Genomic DNA, 22,400 nt, shown 5'->3' on the forward strand with positions numbered 1-22,400 from the left:
TGCAAGGTTTTAAAAACCTCGTAGGTATTCAGCAGAATATCAAAACATGAACCAAATTTTTGATTTTTTCTTAAACGCTTATCAAAATGCTCCCACATATCAAATTGTATTAGAGGCCGTTGCTTTTGTGTTCGGAATAGCGAGTGTTTGGTATGCAAAACAAGAAAATATTCTCGTATATCCAACAGGAATAATTTGTACAGTAATTACTGTTTATCTCTTATATATTAATCAATATTTAGGCGATATGATGATGAATTTTTATTATTCTCTCATGAGTCTATATGGATGGTGGAATTGGTCGCGGAAAAAAAACAACGTCATAGCTGTTCCGATTTCCAGAACGACTTCCAAAGAAAAACTAATTGGTGTTGGCTTATTTATATTGACCATGATAGTTACCTATTTAGTGTATCTCTTTTATGATTATACTATAGAAATTCCAAACTATATCGATATTGTTACTTCTGGTATTTTCTTTACAGCAATGTGGTACATGGCAAATAAAAAATTAGAAAACTGGACCCTTTGGATTATTGGCGATTTAATAACAATTCCTCTCTATGCATATAGAGGTTTGGGCATGTTGTCATTACAATATCTTATCTTTACAATCTTAGCAATACAAGGCTACATCGCATGGAAGAAGCACTTAAACAACAGCCATCAGACTGCATAAAAGTAGTTTTGTTTGGACCAGAATCTACGGGAAAAACTACGCTATCTATACAATTGGCAAGGCATTATAATTCCGTTTGGGTGCCAGAATATGCACGGGATTATTTACAGGAAAAATGGAATGATGAACGTAAAACTTGTGAACCAAAAGATTTACTTCCCATAGCAATTGGACAGATGGCTCTTGAAAATAAACTGGCCCAAAAAACAGACTCAGTTTTAATCTGTGACACCGATTTATTGGAAACCAAAGTATATAGTGAAGCTTATTATTCAGGAACATGTGACCCGGTTTTAGACAATTACGCTTTAAAAAATTTTTACGATCTTTACTTTTTAACTTATATTGACACGCCTTGGGAAGCTGACGACCTTAGGGATAAACCCAATGAAAGAGAACGCATGTTCAACGCTTTTGAAACGGCTCTTAAAACTTACAATAAGCCTTATGTTTTATTAAAAGGAAGTAAAGAGGAACGTCTTAAGATTGCTGTTCAACATATTGATCGTCTATTAAATAACAAATTATGAATTTTACAGAAAAAGATATAAAACAAATAGAGTCTAAAGGTTTAAGCTTAGATGAAGTAAAAAAACAAGTTCACATTTTCGAAGCTGGAATTCCATTTACAAACATTGCTGAAGCAGCGACGACTGATAGCGGAATAATGACATTGAATGATAGTTTAATTGACATGTTCATCGCATCATTCGAAGCAGAAAAAGATAAGAAAACGTTATTAAAATTTGTACCAGCATCAGGAGCTGCAACCCGAATGTTCAAATTTCTATTTCAGTTTGTCAACCAATATAATCCTGATGAACAATCACTTAATTCTTATATCAACAGAAACAATTTAAGGGAATTATCACTCTTTATGGTTGGGATGGAAAAATTTCCATTTTATAGAGAGATACTAGCGTCACTGAAATCTAAAGGTATAAACCTTGAAACGTTACCAACGCAAGAAAAAGTGTGGCATTTCGCAAAAGCGATGTTAGATGAAAACCAATTAAATTTTGGTAATCAACCTAAGGGATTGTTACCATTTCATGAGTATAAAAAAGACCATATTTCTACGGCCTTTGAAGAACATTTGTACGAAGCAGCCTTATACGCATCGAGTAATGGATTGGCTAAATTGCATTTCACTATTTCAGAAGTTCATGAAGATAAATTCAATGAGGAGTTTAAAAACATTAAACACGATATAGAGAAAAATACAGGCGTTACGTTTGATATTTCATTTTCATACCAACAGCAATCTACGGATACCATTGCGTTAACTTTGGATAACGAACCTTTTAGGAAAGCTGATGGCTCCATATTGTTTAGACCTTCTGGTCATGGCGCTTTATTGACAAACCTGAATAACCTCAATGCAGATGTTGTTTTTATTAAAAATATAGATAATGTCGTCGTCTATAGATACAAAGAAGAAGTTGCAAAATATAAAAAAGTGCTAGCAGGAATTCTTTTGGAATTACAAACCCAAACTTTTGAATATCTCCATGAATTAGATTCAAAAGCGATTACAGAAGAGCGTTTAACAACTATTGAGAATTTTCTAACAAATAAGTTAAGCATCAAAATATCTGATGAGTATAAAAAATATTCAGATCGTTATAAGGTGGAATACCTTCAGGAAAAACTAAACCGACCGATTCGTATCTGTGGCATGGTAAAAAATGAAGGCGAGCCAGGAGGCGGTCCATTTTGGGTAAAAGATCACAGATCTAACCAATCGCTTCAAATTGTGGAATCAGCTCAAATCAATTTAGAAGACCAAAAACAAGCAGATATACTAAATAACGCCACCCATTTTAACCCTGTGGATTTAGTTTGTGGTATAAAAAATTATAAAGGCGAAAAGTTTGATCTGGCAAACTACGTAGATCCTAACACCGCTTTCATTTCCCAAAAAACCAAAAACGGGAAACAACTAAAAGCATTGGAGCTGCCAGGACTTTGGAATGGAAGTATGGCACATTGGACGACGATTTTTGTTGAGGTACCAATCATCACTTTCAATCCTGTTAAAACCGTCAACGATCTGTTAAAATCACCACATCAAATTAAAGAATAGTGAATTCCGAATTACTAAAATCTGAATTAAACTACAAATATGTCCGAAGTTCAGGAAGTGGAGGTCAAAATGTAAACAAAGTATCCTCTAAAGCTGAATTATATTTTGACCTTGATAATTCCCAAGTCTTTAATGACGAAGAAAAACAAAAACTTTCTGAATTTTTCAATAATCGATTAACCAAAGACGGCGTATTAATCCTTGCTTCTGATGAGAGCAGAAGTCAATTTAGAAACAAGGCTTTAGTCACCCGACGATTTTTAGAATTGATTGAAGAAGGCTTAAAGGAAGAAAAGTTAAGGGTTCCGACTAGAGTTCCCAGAAAAGTCAAAATGAAACGCCTGAAGAACAAACGGATTAATGCTGAGAAAAAGGCCAATCGAAAGCCACCAAAATTAGATTAATTCCAAATTCAAGAAGCAAATTTTTTTTTTTTTTCGTAAAGCTTCTAAACTGCAAAGCATTATAGTCTCGCTTTGTGACTTTCTGTGTTTGCTAGAAGAAAAAATCGAAAATCGTTACTCGAAAATCAAAAATCCCTTTTATCTTTGCCACGTTCTCAAAAAAGGGGTGCCTATTATCGGCTGAGATCATACCCATTGAACCTAGAACAGGTAATGCTGTTTAGGAAGCGAGCGTTAAGAAAATGTCTTGTGGACATTTTTAGCGAGTGCAATAAGGTTATCAATGATGTTTTTTTACTACTTCTGAAACTTGATCTGTTATATTTAGACATGAACAGTTTCAAAACGAAGAAATCAACATTTACCAACTGCATAAGCCTTAAGCTCAAAAAATTAATTATTAACCAAGAATAATGACCTCTTTTTATTCGATTATAAATTATAGTCGTATGAAATCTAGTATTCTTAAAGTTCAATCTGATAATCTATTGTCATTATCTAGATTCAGTTTCGCCTTTCTAAATAATATAGCCGAAACTAAAATTTTATTCAACAATCTCTCAAAAAAACGAAAACAGAGATTAACAATTTCCATTTTTTTATTAAGTCTTTGCTCAGCTTTTGGGCAAGAGAAACAACAAGATTCTACTAAAGTTGAAAAACTAGACGAAGTTCTGGTAAAAGCCGTTCGTGTTGATGCAAAATCACCAATTACACACAGTAACGTATCCAAAGAAGAGTTGGCAAAACGTAATTTAGGACAGGACATTCCTGTTCTGCTTAACTATTTGCCTTCCGTAGTTACCACTACAGATGCTGGTGCAGGTGTCGGCTATACTGGGATTAGAGTTCGTGGTGTAAGTTCGCAATCTACAAATGTTACCATTAACGGAATTCCGTATAATGACGCGGAATCCTTAGGAACATTTTGGGTCAATTTAGGAGATTTTGCGTCTTCTGTTGAAAGTTTACAGCTTCAGCGTGGCGTTGGAACTTCAACAAACGGTTCTGGTGCTTTTGGTGCAAGCATTAACGTGTTGACGGATGCCGTTTCTAAAGACGCTTCAGGCGAAATTTCTAATTCCTTTGGGAGTTTTAATACTAGAAAACATACCGTAAAATTCAGTACAGGACAAATTTATTCGGATGCTGAGCGAAGTCGAAGTATTGAGATTGCTGGCCGTTTGTCAAATATTACGTCTGATGGTTATATTGATCGGGCTTCTGCAGATTTAAAATCCTATTTTTTACAAGGCTCTTATATTGATGATAACACTTTAATAAAGGCTATTACATTTGGTGGTAGCGAAGTCACTTATCAAGCTTGGAACGGTTTCGATCCAGATTACATTAGTGCCTTAGGAGCCAACCCAAATATTGATGAAAATAGACAATTCAACGTATCTGGTGCTTATTTTGATGACAATGATGTTCTTAAATTTTATGATAATGAAGTGGATAATTACAGTCAAGACCATTATCAATTACATTGGAACCAACGTTATGATAACCAATGGTCAACCACATTGAGCTTCAATTATACCAAAGGGCAAGGGTATTTTGAGCAATACAGAGAAGATGAGGATTTTGGTGACTATGGTTTTGAAACATTAAATTTTAATGGTGAAATAATTGACGAAACCGATTTAATTAGGAGGCGTTGGTTAGATAATAATTATTATGTTTTTAACGCTAATGCCAATTATAAAAAGAATAACCTAGATCTTATTTTTGGAGGCTCATACAGTCATTATGATGGTGATCATTTTGGTGAAGTGATCTGGGCAGAGTTTGCAAGTCAATCCGAAATTAGAGACCGATATTATGATGGCAATAGTAAAAAGAATGATTTATCAGTTTTTACGAAAGCGAATTATAAATTAAATGATAAAATAAGCCTATTCGGCGATTTGCAAGTTAGAAACGTAACCTATAAAACGACTGGTACAACTTCTGATATTGTAGAATTTGCCGTCGATAAAAATTTTACATTTTTCAATCCAAAAGCTGGTGTGACTTACGATCTTAATGCGGACAACAGTTTATATTTTTCTTATGCCAGAGCGAACAGAGAACCGAATAGAACTGACTTTGAAAGCAACAACGCTATAGAACCAGAACAACTCAATGATTTTGAACTGGGTTGGAGACACAACAAAGGAAACTTGGTGTTTAATGCCAATGCCTATTACATGTTATATAATGAGCAATTGGTCTTATCTGGTCGGTTGGATGACGTAGGAAATCCTATTAGAACCAACAGTGGTAAAAGTTACCGATTAGGTTTAGAATTGGAAGCCGTGATTCCTGTGGTTTCAAAGTTAACCTTACAGCCAAACGTCACGCTTAGCACCAATAAGAATAGTGAAACCATTGTTTCTTTTGATGGCGAATTACAGAATCTGGGTAAAACGGATATCTCATTTTCGCCAAGTATAGTCGCAGCCAATGCTATCGTATTTCAACCGATTGAACATCTTCAAATGTCTTGGTTAAGTAAATTTGTAGGTGAGCAATTTATGAGTAATACTGAAGCTGAATTATCAAAATTGGATAGTTATTTTATTAATGATTTCAATATTAATTACACCTTGAAAACCAAATCTGTTTTTGAATCTATAGTGTTTTCAGGATTAGTAAATAACTTTTTCAATGTCAAGTATATTTCTAACGGTTATTATTATACGTATGATGACGACTTTTCCAATCCAGGAATTGTTTCAACTATTGAGGGCGTAGGTTATTACCCACAAGCAACTACTAACTTTTTAGTTGGTGTAACCTTGAACTTTTAGTTCGTCACCAAATAAGTATTATTACCAATAAACTCAACTCTGTAGGGCTGCAATGTACAGGGTTGAGTATTTTCTCCAAAGCTTAAACCAGTAATAAGACTATATTCATTGGCATCATCACAGCCGCAGACTACAATATCACCTATACCTGAATCTGTTAAGGTAGAACACGCTGCTGGTGGGTGGCTCGGATCTGCCGCATCCCAAGCATTTAGCGTAGAAGTACTGGCGCGCCATAACCAAATACCGTTATTCCCCTGTCCGGAAACATAAACCCCATTGCCTGTAAATTCTAATTGACTAAACTGAGGTAAATTTAAATTAACGGTTAAATTGACTCCAGCATCAAACAGGAAGTTACAATTGCTATTATCGTCATTTGAATTACAAGCAAAAATCACAACACAACTAAGTGTTAAAAGCAGTTTTTTCATCTTTTATCTTTTTGGCACTTCGACAAGCTCAGTGTGGCACAATTTACAATTATTTGAACTTTGCCGTAAATATTTTATATATTTGTATAGTAATCTCGTCAGCGCGGGATTTTTTTCATTAGTCCCGAACTTGTTTCGGGATATTTTGAATATAGCGACCACAGATTACATGGATTAAACGAATGAATTATGAGTAAAGTATCTTATTACACCGCTGAAGGTTTAAAAAAATTACGGGACGAGTTAAACCAACTTAAAGATGTAGAACGTCCTAAAGCCTCACAAGCTATTGCAGAGGCAAGAGATAAAGGGGATTTAAGTGAAAATGCAGAATACGATGCTGCCAAAGAAGCACAAGGTATGCTAGAAATGAAAATTTCTAAAATGGAGGAAGCCTTATCTGGAGCCAGAATTATAGACGAGTCGCAATTAGATTTGACCAAAGTTTTAGCTTTATCAAAAGTGAAAATAAAAAATCAAACCAATGGTATGGAAATGACCTATACCTTGGTAGCGGAAAGTGAAGCTGATTTAGCGTCTGGTAAAATCTCTATTAATTCGCCAATAGGAAAAGGTTTATTAGGAAAATCTGTAGGAGATACTGCAGAAATTCAAGTACCAAATGGCACGATGAAGTTTGATATATTAGAGATTTCACGATAGAAACATCAATGTTTAATACCATTCTACCTCTGTTCGCTCAGCGAAGTCGAAGTGAACGGTACCATGAAATTTGATATTTTAGAAATTTCAAGATAATTATTTACGGATTAGACAATAATCTTGTAGATATCTCCTAAAAAGATTCCTTATTACAGGAATCTTTTTATATTTATAGAAGACTCAACAAAACTTAAACATGGCAACACTCTTCACGAAAATAATTTCAGGCGAAATACCGTCTTATAAGGTTGCCGAAACTGAAGCGTTTTTTGCGTTTTTGGATATTAACCCCAATTCCAAAGGGCATACACTTTGTATTCCAAAAAAAGAAGTCAATAAAATTTTCGATTTAGATGAGGATACCTACTTAGGATTGATGGAATTTTCTAGAAAAGTAGCTATCGCTTTAGAAAAAGCAGTGCCTTGCGAACGTATTGGAATGTCTGTAATTGGTTTAGAAGTTCCACATGCGCACGTTCATTTAATTCCACTTCATACTATGGATGATGCTCGTTTTTCAAACAAACAAAAATTAGAGCCTCAAGAATTCGAAGCTATTGCAAAGAAAATCAGCTCTTTTTTATAAATTAAATTGAAATTATTCCGGTAGCGAATAAGATAGTGGCAATTAAAACCACAATTACAAAAACTAGTATTCCCCAAGTAATTGGTTTCAGCTTAGTAGATTTAGGTTTCGTTTTAAGTCCTCTTTTGTGGTAATCTACAACACGATCAATGTCATCGGTCCACATAATAGGAAAAATTTGTACTTCACAGTTAAGGCAACGCAACTCACAAGCCGTCTCATTTGTAATGGCCTTATGGAATTTAGATTCAGTTAAGTTTTGTTTAAACGTGAGTTCTAAACTGTCATTAGAATAACATTCTGGACAGTTATTGCTTAATCTGGCTTCTTTTAAAGTGAAAAATCGTGACGAACTCATGGCCAAATTTAAACTAAAATTTTGATAGTTTTGGATGTGAACTTTCAGGTTTTTAAACTTTTGTCATTCAGAAGGAACGTAGTGACTGAAGAATCTCTTAGATAGTCTCGTTTAAAAATTCCCACTCAGCATTAAATTGTGAAATCAAGTATTCTTTTTTCTTACGACTCCAGCCTTTAATTTCCTTTTCTCGTTTTATAGCAGTTTCAACGTCAAAAAAAAGCTCATGATAAATTAAATAAAAACATCTATACTTTTTAGTAAAAGCTTTTGAAAATGGCTCTGGATTATTATGAAAATATAATCTATCTTTAAGATTGTTTGTGACACCAGTATATAGTACGGTTTTTGTTTTGTTTGTTAGGATATACACATAGTAATTGTGATTCCCTATAGTTTTCATGCTTTCAGAATAATTTTAATTCATTGATTAAGTAAACATATTGAGATTCTTCGCTACGCTCTGAATGACAATTAAACCTGCTTCAACATAATTTGAATCGTCGTTCCTTTACCAATTTCAGAAGTCAACACTTTTATTCTTCCGTTGTGATAATCTTCAATAATACGCTTGGCTAAAGACAAGCCAAGTCCCCAACCACGCTTTTTGGTAGTGTAACCAGGCTCAAATATTTTAGTATAGGAAGACTTCGGAATCCCTTTTCCGGTGTCTGAAATATTGATGAATACTTGGTTTTCGAGCTGTGATAATTCCAGTTTTAAATCGCCTTTGCCTTTCATGGCATCTATGGCGTTTTTGACCAGATTTTCAATGGTCCAGCTGTAAAGTTGTTCGTTGAGGTTAATAGATATTTCCCTTTCAGGAATTATAATTTCAAAATTAATGAGCTTGGAAGAACGTGCTTTTAAATACGCATAAGACGATTTGGTCACATCAACAATATCCATCGATTTTAATGTTGGCGCAGAACCAATTTTACTAAACCGTTCAGTTATGGTTTGAAGCCGGTCAATATCTTTTTCGATTTCAACAATATATTCAGGATTTACATTTTCGGTTTTCAATATTTCTGTCCAACCAACTAGAGAAGATAATGGTGTCCCAATCTGATGGGCTGTTTCCTTTGCCATACCTGTCCAGAGTTTATTCTGATCTGCAATTTTAGAACTTCGATAGAAGAAATATGCAACGGCAGCAAACAGAAAAATAATAAGCATTAAAGCTAAAGGGTAATATTTTAGTTTGTTTAATAATGGGGAGTTACCATAGTATAATGTAGATAATATTTTGTCCTTATAGCGTATTTCAATAGGCTCATTTTCATTTTTAAATTTTTCAATTAATTTAATAAGGTAAAGTGAATCCTTTGCTTTTTCTTCATCGATATTATTATGCTCCATACTCCCATCTTCGCTAACTTTTATCATGGGTGTAGACGTATTACTTTTTAATATTTCTAGCGGCAACTCCCCAATATCTGCATTAAGATTATCGGTTTTACGCATTTCTTTTTGGGCAAATGACCAATTCTTCATTTTAGAACGTTCTTCGGCCTTAAAATTTTGAAAAAACGTATAAGTATTCCAAAGAATAAGAGAAATGATAATAAAGGAAGACACGACAATAATCCAACGGATTGCATTTCTATTTAAGCTAAAAGTCATTAGTTAATTTTAATTCATGTGTTTATAATTATTGCTTTTCAAGGTCACATGCTGTTCGCTATTAATCGTTACATGCGATTAGAAAACTATAATTATGCTCGTTTCAATTTTAAATATAATGTAAATATGTTGATATTATTGTGCTTTAATATGCCCAAAATACTTTCGTCAGCAACTCAATATAATTATATTTGTTGAAAATCAATCAAATACATGCTTTCATACCTCCCTCAGGACCTGTCAACAGGCGTTTTACACAGTTATTTATTAAGTGCTATTGCGCCAAGACCTATCGCTTTTGCGAGTACAATTGATGCTGATGGTCATCCTAATTTATCACCTTTTAGCTTTTTTAATGTGTTTAGTGCCAATCCTCCCATATTGATTTTTTCGCCAGCCAGGCGTGTAAGGGACAATACTACCAAACACACTTTGGGCAATGTTGAAGCGACCAAAGAGGTGGTCATTAATGTTGTAAATTACGATATGGTGCATCAGGCATCCTTAACCAGTACAGAATATCCTGAAGGGGTTAACGAATTTGGAAAAGCGGGTTTGACTATGCTTCCTTCAGATATTGTAAAACCGTTTAGAGTCGCAGAATCGCCAATACAATTGGAGTGTAAAGTAAATGAAATTGTACATTTAGGAACCGAAGGCGGAGCTGGTAATTTAGTGATATGCGAAGTGGTAAAACTTCATATTTCGGAAGAAGTTTTAAACAAAGATCAAACCATAAATCAGGAAGCTTTGGACTTAGTGGCAAGAGCAGGTGGAAGTTATTACAGTAGAGCGAACAAAGGCTTTTTTGAAATACCGAAACCATTAGCATCCATGGGAATTGGTGTTGATAATATGCCAGAGCATGTTAGAAATAGTATGATTTTAACAGGAAACAATCTCGGAATGCTTGCCAATGTTGAAGCTTTACCTAATAAAGACGAAGTAAATCAATTTGTTGCCGATATTTCTGAACGCTATCCAGACATTAAAACCGCATCGCATAGAGAAAAACATAAACTGGCTCAAAATTATTTGAGCTACGGAGACGTAAAAAGTGCTTGGAAGTTATTACTTTCGTAGTCTCAAAAAAATTAAGAATTATTTAAATTATAGATTAAGCAAAAATGGAAGTACAAGGACGTATTAAAATGATAGGAGAGACTCAAACTTTTGGTAGTAATGGGTTTAGAAAAAGAGAAGTTGTAGTGACTACAGAAGAGCAATACCCACAACATATTATGGTGGAATTTGTTCAAGACAAAACAGATTTGTTAAACAACTACAAAGAAGGTCAGCAGGTTAAAATTAATATTAACCTAAGAGGAAGAGAATGGGTGAATCCACAAGGTGAAACTAAATATTTTAATTCTATACAAGGTTGGAGAATTGAAGCGTTACAAGCACAAGCTCCAAGTGGAGATATGCCTCCTGTACCACCAACAGAAGCTTTTGAGCCTGTTAGCGATTTAAACGAAGATGATAATGACGATTTACCTTTCTAGGTTAAGGTCGTAAATTTTAAAAGAAAGACTTGTTTTTTATTGAAAAGCAGGTCTTTTTTTTTTGTTAACCAGTTCAACTTTAATTGAAAAAGTCCTGATGGTTAATCAGGACTTAGTATTGTGGTTTTAGGTTTGACCTCTACAAACAAATTAAAAAAAAGCAATGATGAACAAAAATCTAATTCATAAAGGTCAACTCAAATATCACTAAAATTCTTTTAGTATCAAAGTGAAAGTGCTAAATTAACAGCAAAAATGTACGTTATAGATTTTAACAGATGCACTTTCTAACCCAAAAAATTGATTTTCCTGATGTGTCTAAAGCGTCTGCTGATGGCCTTTTGGCCATTGGAGGTGATCTGTCTCCAGAACGGTTATTGTTTGCCTATTCCAAAGGTATATTTCCATGGTTTCAAGATGAAGAACCCATTCTTTGGTGGTCGCCAGATCCGCGGTTTGTTTTGTTACCTGATGATTTAAAAGTGTCTAAAAGTATGAAACAAGTGCTTAAAAAAGACGCTTTTAAAGTGACTACAAATAAGGCTTTCAAAGCTGTTGTGGAAAACTGTGCGTGTGCAAAACGCAGTGACCAATATGGCACGTGGATTACTGATGATATGATAAAAGCTTACGTAAAACTTCATCGACTTGGTTACGCGAAGTCTATAGAGGTTTGGCAAAATAAAGAATTAGTTGGTGGCCTGTATGGTATTGAAATTAACGATAAAGTGTTTTGTGGCGAAAGCATGTTTACCAAAGTAAGCAATGCGAGTAAAGTGGGATTTATTACTTTTATTCAAAATTCAAGTTATCAACTTATAGACTGCCAACTGCACACTAAGCATTTGGAAAGTCTAGGTGCGAAAAATATGCCTAGAAACGAATTTATAAAATACCTTAAACCTTTTTCGTTATAAAATTAAAGATTTACTTCTAAATTGAGAGCATTGCTAATTGAACGATTAATGCTTTACTATAGGATTAATATTTGGATGACCTAAGAAATTTTTAGTAAAAGGTTCTTAAGTCTTGATTTTTTTGTTCGTTTTTTCATCAAGGAAAAAATGAATATACTCTATTTTATCTACTAGAAACAAACTAAACCAAAATATAAGAAATGTTTTAAACCTCTTGATACCTGAAACAAGATACTTCATGATCATTTACCATTCCTGTAGCTTGCATGTGGGCATAAATAACCGTTGAGCCTACAAATTTAAATCCACGTTTTTTTAAATCTTTGCTTATAGCATCACTCAAAGGCGTATGCGCAGGAGCGTTCTTATAATTTTCAAGACGATTCTTTATAGGTTTTCCATCCACGAAACCCCAAATATATTTAGAAAACGACCGATATTCCTCTTGAATTTTCATAAAAGCCTGTGCATTGGTAATAGTGGCATTCACTTTTAATCTGTTTCTAACAATTCCTTTATCTTGCAATAAGGTTTCAACTTTATCGGATGTGTAATTGGCAATTTTCTTATAATCAAAATGGTCAAAGGCCTTTCTAAAGTTTTCACGCTTCTTTAAAATGGTTATCCAACTTAAACCAGCCTGAAAGGTTTCCAATATTAAAAATTCAAACAAGGTATCGTCGTCATAAACAGGGAGGCCCCATTCTTCATCGTGATAAGCTTCATATAAATCATTGCCAACGCACCAACCACATCTGTTTTTATTCATCTTGTAAGGAATTTTAGATTGCACTACTAATGTAACAACTGTTGCACAAAAAATGGTAATAGAATCTTAATTTTGTCATATGAATACGGACGCACTCACTATAAACGACATTATTTCAGAAAGTCTAAAGAATAGTATGACTTATGCTGAATACAGAACTTTAGTTTCAACCTTGGTTGAATTAAAATCAACTACTGGAAACGAAAAAACTATTGATTTAGTTGCATATACCCAGCTTAACAACAGACGGATGAGACGTTGGGATAAAACGGCTAAAGTTTCTGACGAGATGAAAACAAAAATTGAAAGTTTCAACAAAAAAGTAACATGGTTGGTTATATCTGAAAGTTGGTGTGGCGACGCAGCGCACATTCTACCAATTATCAATAAAGTGGCGGAACTTAATGCTAATATTGATTATAAAATTGTACTCAGAGATGAAAACGATGCGCTTATGAATCAGTTTTTAACCAATGGCGGAAAGTCAATTCCTAAATTAATAATGCTTGATTCTGAGACGAAAAAAGTCCTAAACACTTTTGGACCGAGACCAACTATCGCAACTAAATTGGTTAAAGCTCATAAAGCTAAATATGGTGCTATAACACCACAATTTAAAGAAGATTTACAACGTTGGTATAATACGGACAAAGGACAATCTACAGTTGAAGATTTGGTGTTTTTATTACAAGATTATTAAAGGTCTTTTCGTTTCGGTGTTGAATGTTCTATTAGGGTTTAATAGCGAAGAAAACTTGATATCAATTGAGTGACAATTTGTGAAAATTCGTGTAATTCGTGTCAAAAAAATCTAATGAATCAACGTTTCCCTTTAAACAAAAAAGTTATGGTACCTAGTTGGTCTGATCGACTAGAGCTATCAAACTGAACGGATTCCGCATAGGCAATCGCATGATCAACCAAGCACTTATTATTAGAATTAGATGAGCCATTAACAGAGGCATCAATCACATCTCCAGAGCCGTTTACTTTTATCGTCACAACTATTTTTCCGCCAATTTCACACAGATAACGTGGAATTTTATAATGTGTCAAAGTTCTACCTTTAAGAGAATAGGTTAACGTACCTTTATTTTTGGCATGCTCGTCTGCTATTTTTTTGTTTTTTAGGCGTTGCTGAAGTTCTTCTTGCAGTTTTTTATAGGATTGGGTTTCTTTAGAATTTAAGGCATAATCTCCACTATTGGCATAGGATTGAGTAGTGCTGGTTTCTTCTGAGACCTCTTCGCTTGCTTTAGCATCTTCTATGGCTTTTGTGGTCCTTTCAAAATCATTGGCATCAACGGTTTTAAAGTTACGCATCATTTCCTTGTATTCCTCATCTTCGTTGAATGCTTTGTTGGTGGATTCAGCTGCTAATTCTTCTAACTTCTGAAGTTCAGTTTCGGTTTTTTCAGGTTCTGGTTCAAGAAGGTAATAACTTTCAGTAATTAAATCTTGTTGCCGTTGTATTTGAATACTGAACATACCAAAGACTACAATTCCTGCGAGAAGAATTGTGATGATTAAGGCTTTATGTTGTTCTATGAAATTCAAAAGAATAAGCGGTTTTGGTATAGTTATATACGAATATAACGCAGAAATAGTTTAAAAACCAACCTTAAACCCTTGTTAAATGACTATTTTAAAGGTAAATTTTCTATAAAAGTTTCAGGTGTTAGGGCGTCTTCAACTTTAAAATCCCCAATTCTAGTGCGACGTAATGCGGATAAATGTGCGCCAGAATTTAAAGCTTTTCCAAAGTCGTGAGCCAATGACCTTATGTAAGTACCTTTGCTACACACCACTCTAAAATGCAATTCAAGGTTGCTGATTTGAGTGATTTCAAACTCCGTAATTTCTACTTGTCGTGATTTAATTTCAACGTCTTCGCCTGCCCTTGCAAATTCGTACAAACGCTTGCCATCTTTTTTAATGGCTGAAAATACAGGTGGAAATTGGTCTATTTTTCCAATAAACTGTTGTGTTGAGGCATGAATTAAGTCATCAGTAATATGTTCCGTAGGAAAGGTTTCATTGACCTCAGTTTCCAAATCAAAAGATGGAGTGGTAGCACCTAAAACAAACGTACCTGTGTATTCTTTTTCTTGCCCTTGAAAAGTGTTGATTTGTTTGGTCATCTTTCCTGTACAAATCACTAATAAACCTGTTGCCAAAGGATCTAAAGTACCAGCATGACCCACTTTGATTTTTTTAATGTTGAAGGCTTGCCGAATTGACCAACGCAACTTGTTCACCACTTGAAACGATGTCCACGTCAATGGCTTGTCTATCAATAAGACTTGTCCGTTTTTAAAATCGTCTTCGGTTTGCATTAGAGTTGAGTCCAGATTATGGCTATCACACCAATGATAGCACAGTAAATAGCAAAATAAGTTAATTTACTTTTCTTTACTATGGAGATCATCCAAGTACAAGCAAATAAACCTGAAATAAAAGCGGCTAAAAAACCAACGCTTAAATAACTAAAACTCGCCGTATTATAAGTTAATTCACCCGATAAAATATCTTTTGCGATTTTGCCAAAAATAAGTGGGACAACCATTAAAAAGGAAAAACGTGCTGCTTTAGTTTTATCAATGCCTAAAAGTACTGAGGTTGATATGGTGGCACCAGAACGTGAAATTCCTGGAAGCATCGCAATACCTTGGGCAATACCTATGATAAATGCATTGGCAAACGTCACTTTTTTGTCCGTTTCCTTGGCTTTGTCTGCCAAAAATAAAAGTACAGCGGTAACGATAAGCATGGCTCCAACGAGTAAAATGTTGTTACCAAATAATTGTTCAAATTCCGACTCATATTTATAACCAATAATGACTGCGGGAATCATTGATAATATAATTTTCAATGAAAACTGCAGATCTTCATTCCACTTAAACTGAAATAATCCTTTAAGGATCTCAAGAATATCTTTTCTAAAAACAACGATGGTACTTAAGGCTGTTGCAAAATGAAGAACAACGGTAAACATTAAGCTTTCTTCAGGAATAGCGTCACTACCAAGTATGGCTTTTCCTAGTTCTAAGTGACCACTAGAGGAAACTGGCAAGAACTCGGTAAGCCCTTGAATGATTCCTAAAATAATAGCATCTATAATTTCCATGGGCGCAAATGTATCATTTTAGAATAATGAAACGAGTCATAAGTAAGTAAAAGGCTATTATTTTTTGGATGCTTTATTCGGGTTTAAGAGAATGGCATACACCTGAATACCAAAGCCAATCAAGACCAAAGTAGGTGCTAGTCGAATACGTCTCCAACTGTAAATAGATTCGTCAAAAACATTTGGGTCGTCACTGCCTCCACCAGACATAAGGATAAAACCGATGACAATAAATGCCAAACCGATGAATAAGAATTTATAGTTTTTCTTCCCGAAGATGAATTCAGATTTAGAATCTTCCTTACGTTTTTGTTCTCCCATGGTCTTTTCAGCTATACGTTAGTATTGATTTTGGAATGCAAAGTAACAGTTTTATTTGTAATTGGTGCGTTAAGAGTTTGTGAATTTAAAGTTAGTAATACAACTGATCTGTCTTCAAATTTAAGAAACGTTGTGTGGCAATAAAGGTACTAATCCAGGTGATAAGAATGCCCAAAACGAAAATGCCAACAAATAAGGCGGCAATCAAAACGCTATTTCTTAGTAATTCCAATTCCGGGAATGTAATATCCAAATAGTATAACACAATTGCCATTCCTGCCAAAGCAACAAGCGCCCCAATAATACCTAATTGTACGCTTTTCCAAACAAACGGTTTGCGTATAAAACGTTTGGTAGCGCCAACCATTTGCATCGTTTTAATAATAAAGCGCTTAGAATATACGGCTAAGCGAATAGAACTATTAATCAATAAAACGGCAATTAACGTGAATAATCCGCTAATAATCAACACCCAAAACGTGATTTTTTTAACATTATCGTTCATTAATTCCACCAAGTCATTATCGTATCTAATTTCTTCAATAAAGGCTTTGTTGGATAAGCCTTCCGTAATTTCTGTTAATTGTTCTGTGGTAACGAAATCTGCTTTTAAGTGCACATCAATGGAATTTTTTAAGGGATTATAGCCCACAAAATCCATAAAATCCTCGCCAGTTTCGGCTTTCATAAATTCGGCGGCTTCCTCTTTAGATACATAAACCGCATCTTTAGTATAATCTGCCATCGCCAAACTCTTTTTGAGTTGATTGACTTCCACTTCTTTTGCCGTATCATTTAAATAAATAGTCATGACCACTTGTTCTTTAAAGTGATCAGCTACTTTTTTAGAGTTAATGACCAAAAGCCCTAAACAGCCTAAAAGAAACAATACCAAAGCGATACTAATCACTACAGATACGTAAGAGGATATGAGTTTACGTTTTTGATATTTGTCAAAAGATGATGCCATGGATTAATTAGAATTAATGCTGTAAAAATAATAAAGAAATTGCTCATGTTGAACATTACAACGTTTAGTTTTTAATTGTGTTGTAATAGGTTTAAATTTGCGCTCTAAAGTAAAGGTAAATTCACGCAAAGGCGCTAAGGCGCAAAGAAATTTATATAAAGATAGGCTTTGCGGCTCTGCGCCTTTGCGTGAAAGATAATTGATATGACATACAATTTCAACGATATAGAAAAAAAGTGGCAAGACTACTGGAGAGATAATCACACTTTTAAAGCTGAAAATAATTCGTATAAACCAAAATACTATGTGTTAGATATGTTCCCATATCCCTCTGGAGCAGGTCTGCACGTTGGGCATCCCTTAGGTTATATTGCTAGTGATATCTATGCGCGTTACAAGCGTCACAAAGGGTTTAACGTTTTGCACCCACAAGGTTATGATAGTTTTGGATTACCTGCGGAGCAGTATGCGATACAAACGGGTCAGCATCCTAGAATAACGACAGAAGAAAACATTAAAACCTACAGAAGACAATTAGATCAAATAGGGTTTTCTTTTGATTGGAGTCGTGAAGTGAGAACGTCTGATCCTAATTATTATAAATGGACCCAATGGATTTTTATTCAATTATTTGAATCTTGGTATAATAATGATGCTAACAAGGCGGAACATATTGATACTTTAATTGAAAAGTTTGCTACCGAAGGAAACACAAAGGTCAATGCAGCTTGTGATGATGATATTGAGTCCTTTTCAGCTGAGGATTGGAACACTTTTTCCGAAGTTGAACAACAAGCAATCCTTTTAAAATACCGATTGACGTATTTGGCCGAAACAGAAGTGAATTGGTGCCCAGAATTAGGAACCGTTCTAGCCAACGACGAAATCGTCAATGGTGTTTCCGAAAGAGGCGGCCATCCTGTGGTTAGAAAAAAAATGACCCAATGGAGCATGCGAATTTCAGCTTATGCAGAACGTCTGCTTCAAGGATTGGAAAATATAGACTGGACAGATGCACTAAAAGAAACACAGCGAAATTGGATTGGGAAATCGGTCGGAGCCTCAGTTACCTTTAATGTCATTCCGACAGAGCGCAGCGACGAGGAATCTCAAACTATATCCGTATTCACAACAAGAACAGATACCATCTTCGGTGTCTCATTCATGACATTAGCTCCAGAACACGAACTCGTGTCAAAAATCACAACACCAGAACAAAAAGAAGCCGTCGAAGCCTACATAGAAAAAACAGCCAAACGAAGCGAACGTGATCGGATGGCGGATGTAAAAACCATTTCAGGTGTTTTTACAGGCGCTTATGCAGAGCATCCATTTACCAAAGAACCCATCCCAATCTGGATTGGCGATTACGTGTTAGCAAGCTACGGAACAGGAGCCGTGATGTCAGTGCCATGTGGTGATCAACGTGATTTTGATTTTGCAAAACACTTCGGAATCCCAATTCCCAATATTTTTGAAGGTGTAGATATTTCAGCGGAGGCCTATGGTTCTAAAGACAACGTAAAATTAAAAAATAGTGATTTCCTTAACGGCATGAACTATAAAAAAGCCACCAAACGTGCCATTTACGAATTAGAACAACTCGAACAAGGCGAAGGCAAAACCAATTACCGTTTAAGAGATGCTGTCTTCTCCAGACAACGGTATTGGGGCGAACCGTTTCCAGTATATTATGTCAACGGCATGCCGCAAATGATAGAAAAGGAGCATTTACCGATTGTACTACCGGAAGTTGAAAAATACTTACCAACCGAAGAAGGCGAGCCACCTTTGGGACGTGCTGATGTTTGGGCTTGGGATATAAAGCAGTTTACAGTGGTCAGTAATGAGTTGATAGACCATAAAACCGTATTTCCTTTAGAACTCAACACTATGCCAGGTTGGGCAGGAAGTTCTTGGTATTTCTTTCGCTATATGGAAGACGCAGCCCATAGAGATGGTGTTTTTGCAAGTGAGGATGCGCTTAAGTACTGGGAAAATGTAGATTTATATATTGGTGGAAGCGAACATGCCACAGGTCATTTACTCTACTCGCGTTTTTGGGTAAAATTATTGAAAGATAGAGGTTTTGTCAATGTGGAAGAGCCTTTTAAAAAGTTGATTAACCAAGGGATGATTTTGGGGACTAGTGCTTTTGTATATATTTTGGAACCAATCATTAGTTACAAAAATCAAAACATGATAAATGGAAAAATTGTTCCATTACCTATATATGAAAACCATCGTTTTATTAGTTACAAATATATCGAGGAGGCTGATAAAATATATCAGAATGGAGATCAAAAGTTTTTTCACAATCAAAAAATTCAAAATAAATTGACTAATGAAATAAGAGAAAATTTAAGAGGTAGGACCATTGATGAAAAACTGTGTTCTTCTTCTCAAAAATATATTGATGATATTGACAATTGCGAAGTCTCTGCTTTATATTTTAGACCATTGCATGTCGATGTGACTTTTGTAAATGCTTCAAATGAGTTGGATATAGATGCATTCAAGAATTGGAGACAAGAGTATAATGATTCTGAATTTATCGAAGATGGTAGTGGAATAGTAAAAGTAGAACGGGATGTTGAAAAAATGTCCAAATCAAAATACAACGTCGTCAATCCAGATAGTATTTGCGAAGATTACGGCGCAGACAGCCTAAGACTCTACGAAATGTTCCTCGGACCATTAGAACAATACAAACCTTGGAATACGGCTGGTATTACAGGTGTACACAATTTCCTGAAAAAACTATGGAAACTCTATCACCACGGAGAAAATGGCGCGTTCCGAGTGGACTCTTCCCCTCTAGGGAAGTCGGATGGGGCTTTTAAGACACTACACAAAACGATTAAGAAAGTAGAAGAAGACATTGAGAATTTCTCTTTTAATACATCGGTTTCTACATTTATGATTGCAGTGAATGAGTTGACCGCTCAAAAGTGTACGAGCAAAGACATTTTAGAACCTTTATTGATTCTAATTTCGCCTTATGCGCCACATATTGCTGAAGAATTATGGTCGCAATTGGGACATGATGAATCTATTTCAACCGCACCTTTCCCAAAATTTGAAGAACAATACTTGGTAGAAAGCAGCAAGGAATACCCAATTTCATTTAATGGTAAAATGCGTTTTACCATGGAATTACCTTTAGACTTATCTAAAGATGAAATAGAAGCAGCTGTTATGGCTAATGAGAAAACGATGGCGCAATTAGATGGTAGAACACCTAAAAAAGTAATTGTAGTGCCTGGTAAAATTGTGAATATTGTTGGGTAAAAAAAGACTAACCACATGTCATCAAATAAGCCCATTTTAGCAAAACCGTCAATTAAAAAGCAACGGAAAGGACTAAAGGATTATTTTGATTATCGAAATAATTTGGTTAATCAAGTGGGCTTGATTCTTTTTGCGGCATTCGTCATTGCGACTTCTTTGCATTTCTTTTTTGAAAATCGATTTACCGAAGAGCAATGGAAAACAAGACCGATGACGCGACATCTAATGGTAGATGACATTATAGAATCTCAGATTTTATTGAACAAATCAAAACCTAATGTTATCAAGCTTTTAGGTCAGCCCAGTTGGATTTTAACCACCGAAAGGGATATCATGTTATATGAAATAGGTTTAGTGCCAAATCGAAATGATAATCAAGTGGAACAGCTTTATATCGAATATATAAATGATAAGGTGTCCAAAGTGTCCTTAACGATGTATGAATCTAAATAAATCATAATTCGTAAGCTTACTTCAGTTGGTATCAAAAACCTTTCTAAAACACGTCATCGATACAATATTTCATTCAACGAATATCATATTGTATTAAAAATCAGTATTATACTATATATTTTTCAAAAAATAGGCTTCAAACTAATAATTCAATAAAAATAGCTTCAACTTGATATTGAAATTTGCAAAACATGATTTTTTAATAGTACTTACTTCCTGCTATTAATCTCAAAATCTACAAAAAATGAAAATTGGAGTCCCAAAAGAAATCAAGAACAATGAAAGCCGCGTTGGTATGACACCTGCAGGCGTTTTCGAATTAACGAAGAATAAGCACGTAGTTTACGTTCAGAAAGACGCTGGTTTTGGCAGTGGGTTTTCGGATCTCGATTACATAGATGCTGGCGCCATAGTCTTAGACACCATAGAACAGGTCTATGCCTCTAGCGACATGATTGTAAAAGTTAAAGAACCAATTGCCGAAGAATATCCCTTAATAAAATCGCATCATGTGGTGTTTACATATTTTCACTTTGCCTCTAGCGAACCATTGACCAAAGCGATGTTAAAGAGCAAAGCGGTTTGTATTGCATATGAAACCGTTGAAGACAAAGACGGCACCTTACCTTTATTAACTCCAATGTCTGAGGTTGCCGGAAGAATGGCCATTCAACAAGGCGCAAAATACCTAGAGAAACCGATTAAAGGTCGTGGTGTTTTATTAGGAGGCGTTCCAGGTGTACCACCAGGAAAAGTATTGGTTTTAGGTGCTGGTGTAGTTGGTATTCAAGCGGCCAAAATGGCTGCTGGTTTAGGTGCTCATGTTACAGTTATGGATATTAACATGAAACAGTTGCGTTATGTAAATGATGTAATGCCAAGTCATGTGGTCACCGAATTTTCAAGCGAATACAATATCAGAAAACGCATTAAAGATCACGATTTAATTGTTGGTGGTGTTTTATTAAGAGGTGCAAAAGCACCTAAATTAATTACGCGCGATATGCTAAAAGACATGCGGCCAGGAACTGTACTCGTCGATGTTGCTGTCGATCAAGGCGGTTGTATGGAAACAACCAGAGCCACAACGCACGAAGATCCCACATATATCATTGATGATGTGGTTCATTATTGTGTGGCTAATATGCCAGGAGCTGTTCCGTACACTTCCACTTTGGCATTAACCAACGTTACCTTACCTTACGTGCTACGTTTAGCAAGCCAAGGATGGGAAAAAGCTTGTGAAAACGACGAAACTTTAGCCAGAGGATTGAACGTTGTGAAAGGGAAGATTGTATATGAAGAAATTGCTGAAGCCTTCAACTGGTCCGTTGATGCCATGTAAACTGCACTTCTGACATACCGAAATATGACAATAGCCAAATTTTAGTTCTTAACTTTAATTTGGCTTATTAT

24 protein-coding genes are annotated in these 22,400 nt (G+C 35.1%); 14 read left to right on the plus strand and 10 right to left on the minus strand.

Annotation, left to right across the window (positions count from 1 at the left end):
* Positions 1–46 precede the first annotated feature (46 nt).
* The 5 genes from pnuC (at position 47) to HM987_RS00480 (ending at position 5,964) form a co-directional block, all read left to right on the plus strand.
* Positions 47–679 carry a nicotinamide riboside transporter PnuC gene (gene pnuC, locus HM987_RS00460; RefSeq protein WP_179004297.1) on the plus strand — a complete coding sequence of 211 codons (633 nt, stop codon included), beginning with the start codon at positions 47–49 and terminating at the stop codon, positions 677–679.
* Positions 640–1,209 carry an AAA family ATPase gene (locus HM987_RS00465; RefSeq protein WP_179004299.1) on the plus strand — a complete coding sequence of 190 codons (570 nt, stop codon included), beginning with the start codon at positions 640–642 and terminating at the stop codon, positions 1,207–1,209. Before pnuC ends, HM987_RS00465 begins: the two co-directional genes overlap by 40 nt.
* A complete protein-coding gene (locus HM987_RS00470; RefSeq protein ID WP_179004301.1) occupies positions 1,206–2,765 on the plus strand; it encodes a DUF4301 family protein in 1,560 nt (519 codons plus the stop codon). Before HM987_RS00465 ends, HM987_RS00470 begins: the two co-directional genes overlap by 4 nt.
* Complete coding sequence (gene arfB / locus HM987_RS00475; RefSeq protein WP_179004303.1) at positions 2,765–3,169, plus strand: alternative ribosome rescue aminoacyl-tRNA hydrolase ArfB; 405 nt, start codon at positions 2,765–2,767, stop codon at positions 3,167–3,169. The genes HM987_RS00470 and arfB overlap by 1 nt, the downstream gene beginning before the upstream one ends.
* A 449-nt stretch (positions 3,170–3,618) precedes the next feature.
* The gene (locus HM987_RS00480; protein WP_229724539.1) at positions 3,619–5,964 is read left to right on the plus strand and encodes a TonB-dependent receptor; all 2,346 of its coding nucleotides are present in this window, start codon (positions 3,619–3,621) and stop codon (positions 5,962–5,964) included.
* Here the strand turns inward: HM987_RS00480 and HM987_RS00485 are convergent.
* Complete coding sequence (locus HM987_RS00485) at positions 5,961–6,398, minus strand: hypothetical protein (RefSeq protein ID WP_179004305.1); 438 nt, start codon at positions 6,396–6,398, stop codon at positions 5,961–5,963. The two genes, HM987_RS00480 and HM987_RS00485, sit on opposite strands and share 4 nt — an antisense overlap.
* A gap of 189 nt (positions 6,399–6,587) precedes the next feature.
* Between HM987_RS00485 and greA the strand changes: the two genes are divergently transcribed.
* Together greA and HM987_RS00495 are read left to right on the plus strand one after the other, a co-directional pair.
* Positions 6,588–7,061, plus strand: coding sequence for a transcription elongation factor GreA (gene greA / locus HM987_RS00490; RefSeq protein WP_178990819.1), 474 nt, complete (start codon positions 6,588–6,590; stop codon positions 7,059–7,061).
* Positions 7,062–7,257: 196 nt separating this feature from the next.
* A complete protein-coding gene (locus tag HM987_RS00495; protein WP_179004307.1) occupies positions 7,258–7,647 on the plus strand; it encodes an HIT family protein in 390 nt (129 codons plus the stop codon).
* Between the two features lies 1 nt (position 7,648).
* On the opposite strand, the gene HM987_RS00500 is transcribed toward HM987_RS00495, so the two are convergent.
* The 3 genes from HM987_RS00500 to HM987_RS00510 form a co-directional block, all read right to left on the minus strand.
* Positions 7,649–8,005 (minus strand): hypothetical protein, encoded by a 357-nt coding sequence (locus HM987_RS00500; RefSeq protein ID WP_179004309.1) that lies wholly within the window; start codon positions 8,003–8,005, stop codon positions 7,649–7,651.
* A gap of 97 nt (positions 8,006–8,102) precedes the next feature.
* Positions 8,103–8,408, minus strand: coding sequence for a GIY-YIG nuclease family protein (locus tag HM987_RS00505; RefSeq protein ID WP_179004311.1), 306 nt, complete (start codon positions 8,406–8,408; stop codon positions 8,103–8,105).
* A 71-nt stretch (positions 8,409–8,479) separates the two neighbouring features.
* A complete protein-coding gene (locus HM987_RS00510) occupies positions 8,480–9,631 on the minus strand; it encodes a sensor histidine kinase (RefSeq protein ID WP_179004314.1) in 1,152 nt (383 codons plus the stop codon).
* A 213-nt stretch (positions 9,632–9,844) separates the two neighbouring features.
* On the opposite strand from HM987_RS00510, the gene HM987_RS00515 reads away from it, so the two are divergent.
* The 3 genes from HM987_RS00515 (at position 9,845) to aat (ending at position 12,053) form a co-directional block, all read left to right on the plus strand.
* Positions 9,845–10,714, plus strand: coding sequence for a flavin reductase family protein (locus HM987_RS00515; protein WP_179004316.1), 870 nt, complete (start codon positions 9,845–9,847; stop codon positions 10,712–10,714).
* A gap of 44 nt (positions 10,715–10,758) precedes the next feature.
* On the plus strand, positions 10,759–11,136 hold the full coding sequence (locus HM987_RS00520) for a DUF3127 domain-containing protein (protein ID WP_179004318.1): 378 nt from the start codon (positions 10,759–10,761) through the stop codon (positions 11,134–11,136).
* A 278-nt stretch (positions 11,137–11,414) separates the two neighbouring features.
* Positions 11,415–12,053: a leucyl/phenylalanyl-tRNA--protein transferase gene (aat, locus tag HM987_RS00525; protein WP_178990805.1), complete on the plus strand. Its 639-nt coding sequence runs from the start codon at positions 11,415–11,417 to the stop codon at positions 12,051–12,053.
* A gap of 205 nt (positions 12,054–12,258) precedes the next feature.
* Here the strand turns inward: aat and HM987_RS00530 are convergent, their stop codons facing one another.
* Positions 12,259–12,822, minus strand: a complete 564-nt coding sequence (locus HM987_RS00530; protein ID WP_179004320.1) for a DNA-3-methyladenine glycosylase I — start codon at positions 12,820–12,822, stop codon at positions 12,259–12,261.
* A 79-nt stretch (positions 12,823–12,901) separates the two neighbouring features.
* On the opposite strand from HM987_RS00530, the gene HM987_RS00535 reads away from it, so the two are divergent.
* Positions 12,902–13,522: a thioredoxin family protein gene (locus HM987_RS00535; RefSeq protein WP_179004322.1), complete on the plus strand. Its 621-nt coding sequence runs from the start codon at positions 12,902–12,904 to the stop codon at positions 13,520–13,522.
* A gap of 119 nt (positions 13,523–13,641) precedes the next feature.
* Here HM987_RS00535 and HM987_RS00540 read toward each other — a convergent pair whose 3' ends face one another.
* The 5 genes from HM987_RS00540 to HM987_RS00560 all read right to left on the minus strand — a co-directional run bounded on the left by HM987_RS00540 (position 13,642) and on the right by HM987_RS00560 (position 17,240).
* Positions 13,642–14,379 (minus strand): hypothetical protein, encoded by a 738-nt coding sequence (locus HM987_RS00540; protein WP_179004324.1) that lies wholly within the window; start codon positions 14,377–14,379, stop codon positions 13,642–13,644.
* Between the two features lie 83 nt (positions 14,380–14,462).
* Entirely contained in the window at positions 14,463–15,158 is a 696-nt protein-coding gene (gene truB, locus HM987_RS00545) for a tRNA pseudouridine(55) synthase TruB (RefSeq protein ID WP_179004326.1), read from the minus strand.
* Entirely contained in the window at positions 15,158–15,949 is a 792-nt protein-coding gene (locus HM987_RS00550; RefSeq protein WP_179004328.1) for an undecaprenyl-diphosphate phosphatase, read from the minus strand. The genes truB and HM987_RS00550 overlap by 1 nt, the downstream gene beginning before the upstream one ends.
* A gap of 57 nt (positions 15,950–16,006) precedes the next feature.
* On the minus strand, positions 16,007–16,270 hold the full coding sequence (locus HM987_RS00555; protein WP_178990793.1) for a DUF3098 domain-containing protein: 264 nt from the start codon (positions 16,268–16,270) through the stop codon (positions 16,007–16,009).
* A 91-nt stretch (positions 16,271–16,361) separates the two neighbouring features.
* Entirely contained in the window at positions 16,362–17,240 is an 879-nt protein-coding gene (locus HM987_RS00560) for a cell division protein FtsX (RefSeq protein ID WP_179004330.1), read from the minus strand.
* Between the two features lie 204 nt (positions 17,241–17,444).
* Here HM987_RS00560 and HM987_RS00565 point away from each other — a divergent pair, with 204 nt between their 5' ends.
* The 3 genes from HM987_RS00565 (at position 17,445) to ald (ending at position 22,329) form a co-directional block, all read left to right on the plus strand.
* Entirely contained in the window at positions 17,445–20,531 is a 3,087-nt protein-coding gene (locus HM987_RS00565; RefSeq protein WP_179004333.1) for a leucine--tRNA ligase, read from the plus strand.
* Positions 20,532–20,546: 15 nt separating this feature from the next.
* Positions 20,547–20,984: a hypothetical protein gene (locus HM987_RS00570; protein WP_179004336.1), complete on the plus strand. Its 438-nt coding sequence runs from the start codon at positions 20,547–20,549 to the stop codon at positions 20,982–20,984.
* Between the two features lie 244 nt (positions 20,985–21,228).
* Positions 21,229–22,329 carry an alanine dehydrogenase gene (gene ald, locus HM987_RS00575; RefSeq protein ID WP_179004338.1) on the plus strand — a complete coding sequence of 367 codons (1,101 nt, stop codon included), beginning with the start codon at positions 21,229–21,231 and terminating at the stop codon, positions 22,327–22,329.
* The last annotated feature ends 71 nt before the right edge of the window (positions 22,330–22,400 follow it).

The organism is Winogradskyella forsetii, from assembly GCF_013394595.1.
Classification (GTDB): Bacteria; Bacteroidota; Bacteroidia; order Flavobacteriales; family Flavobacteriaceae; genus Winogradskyella; species Winogradskyella forsetii.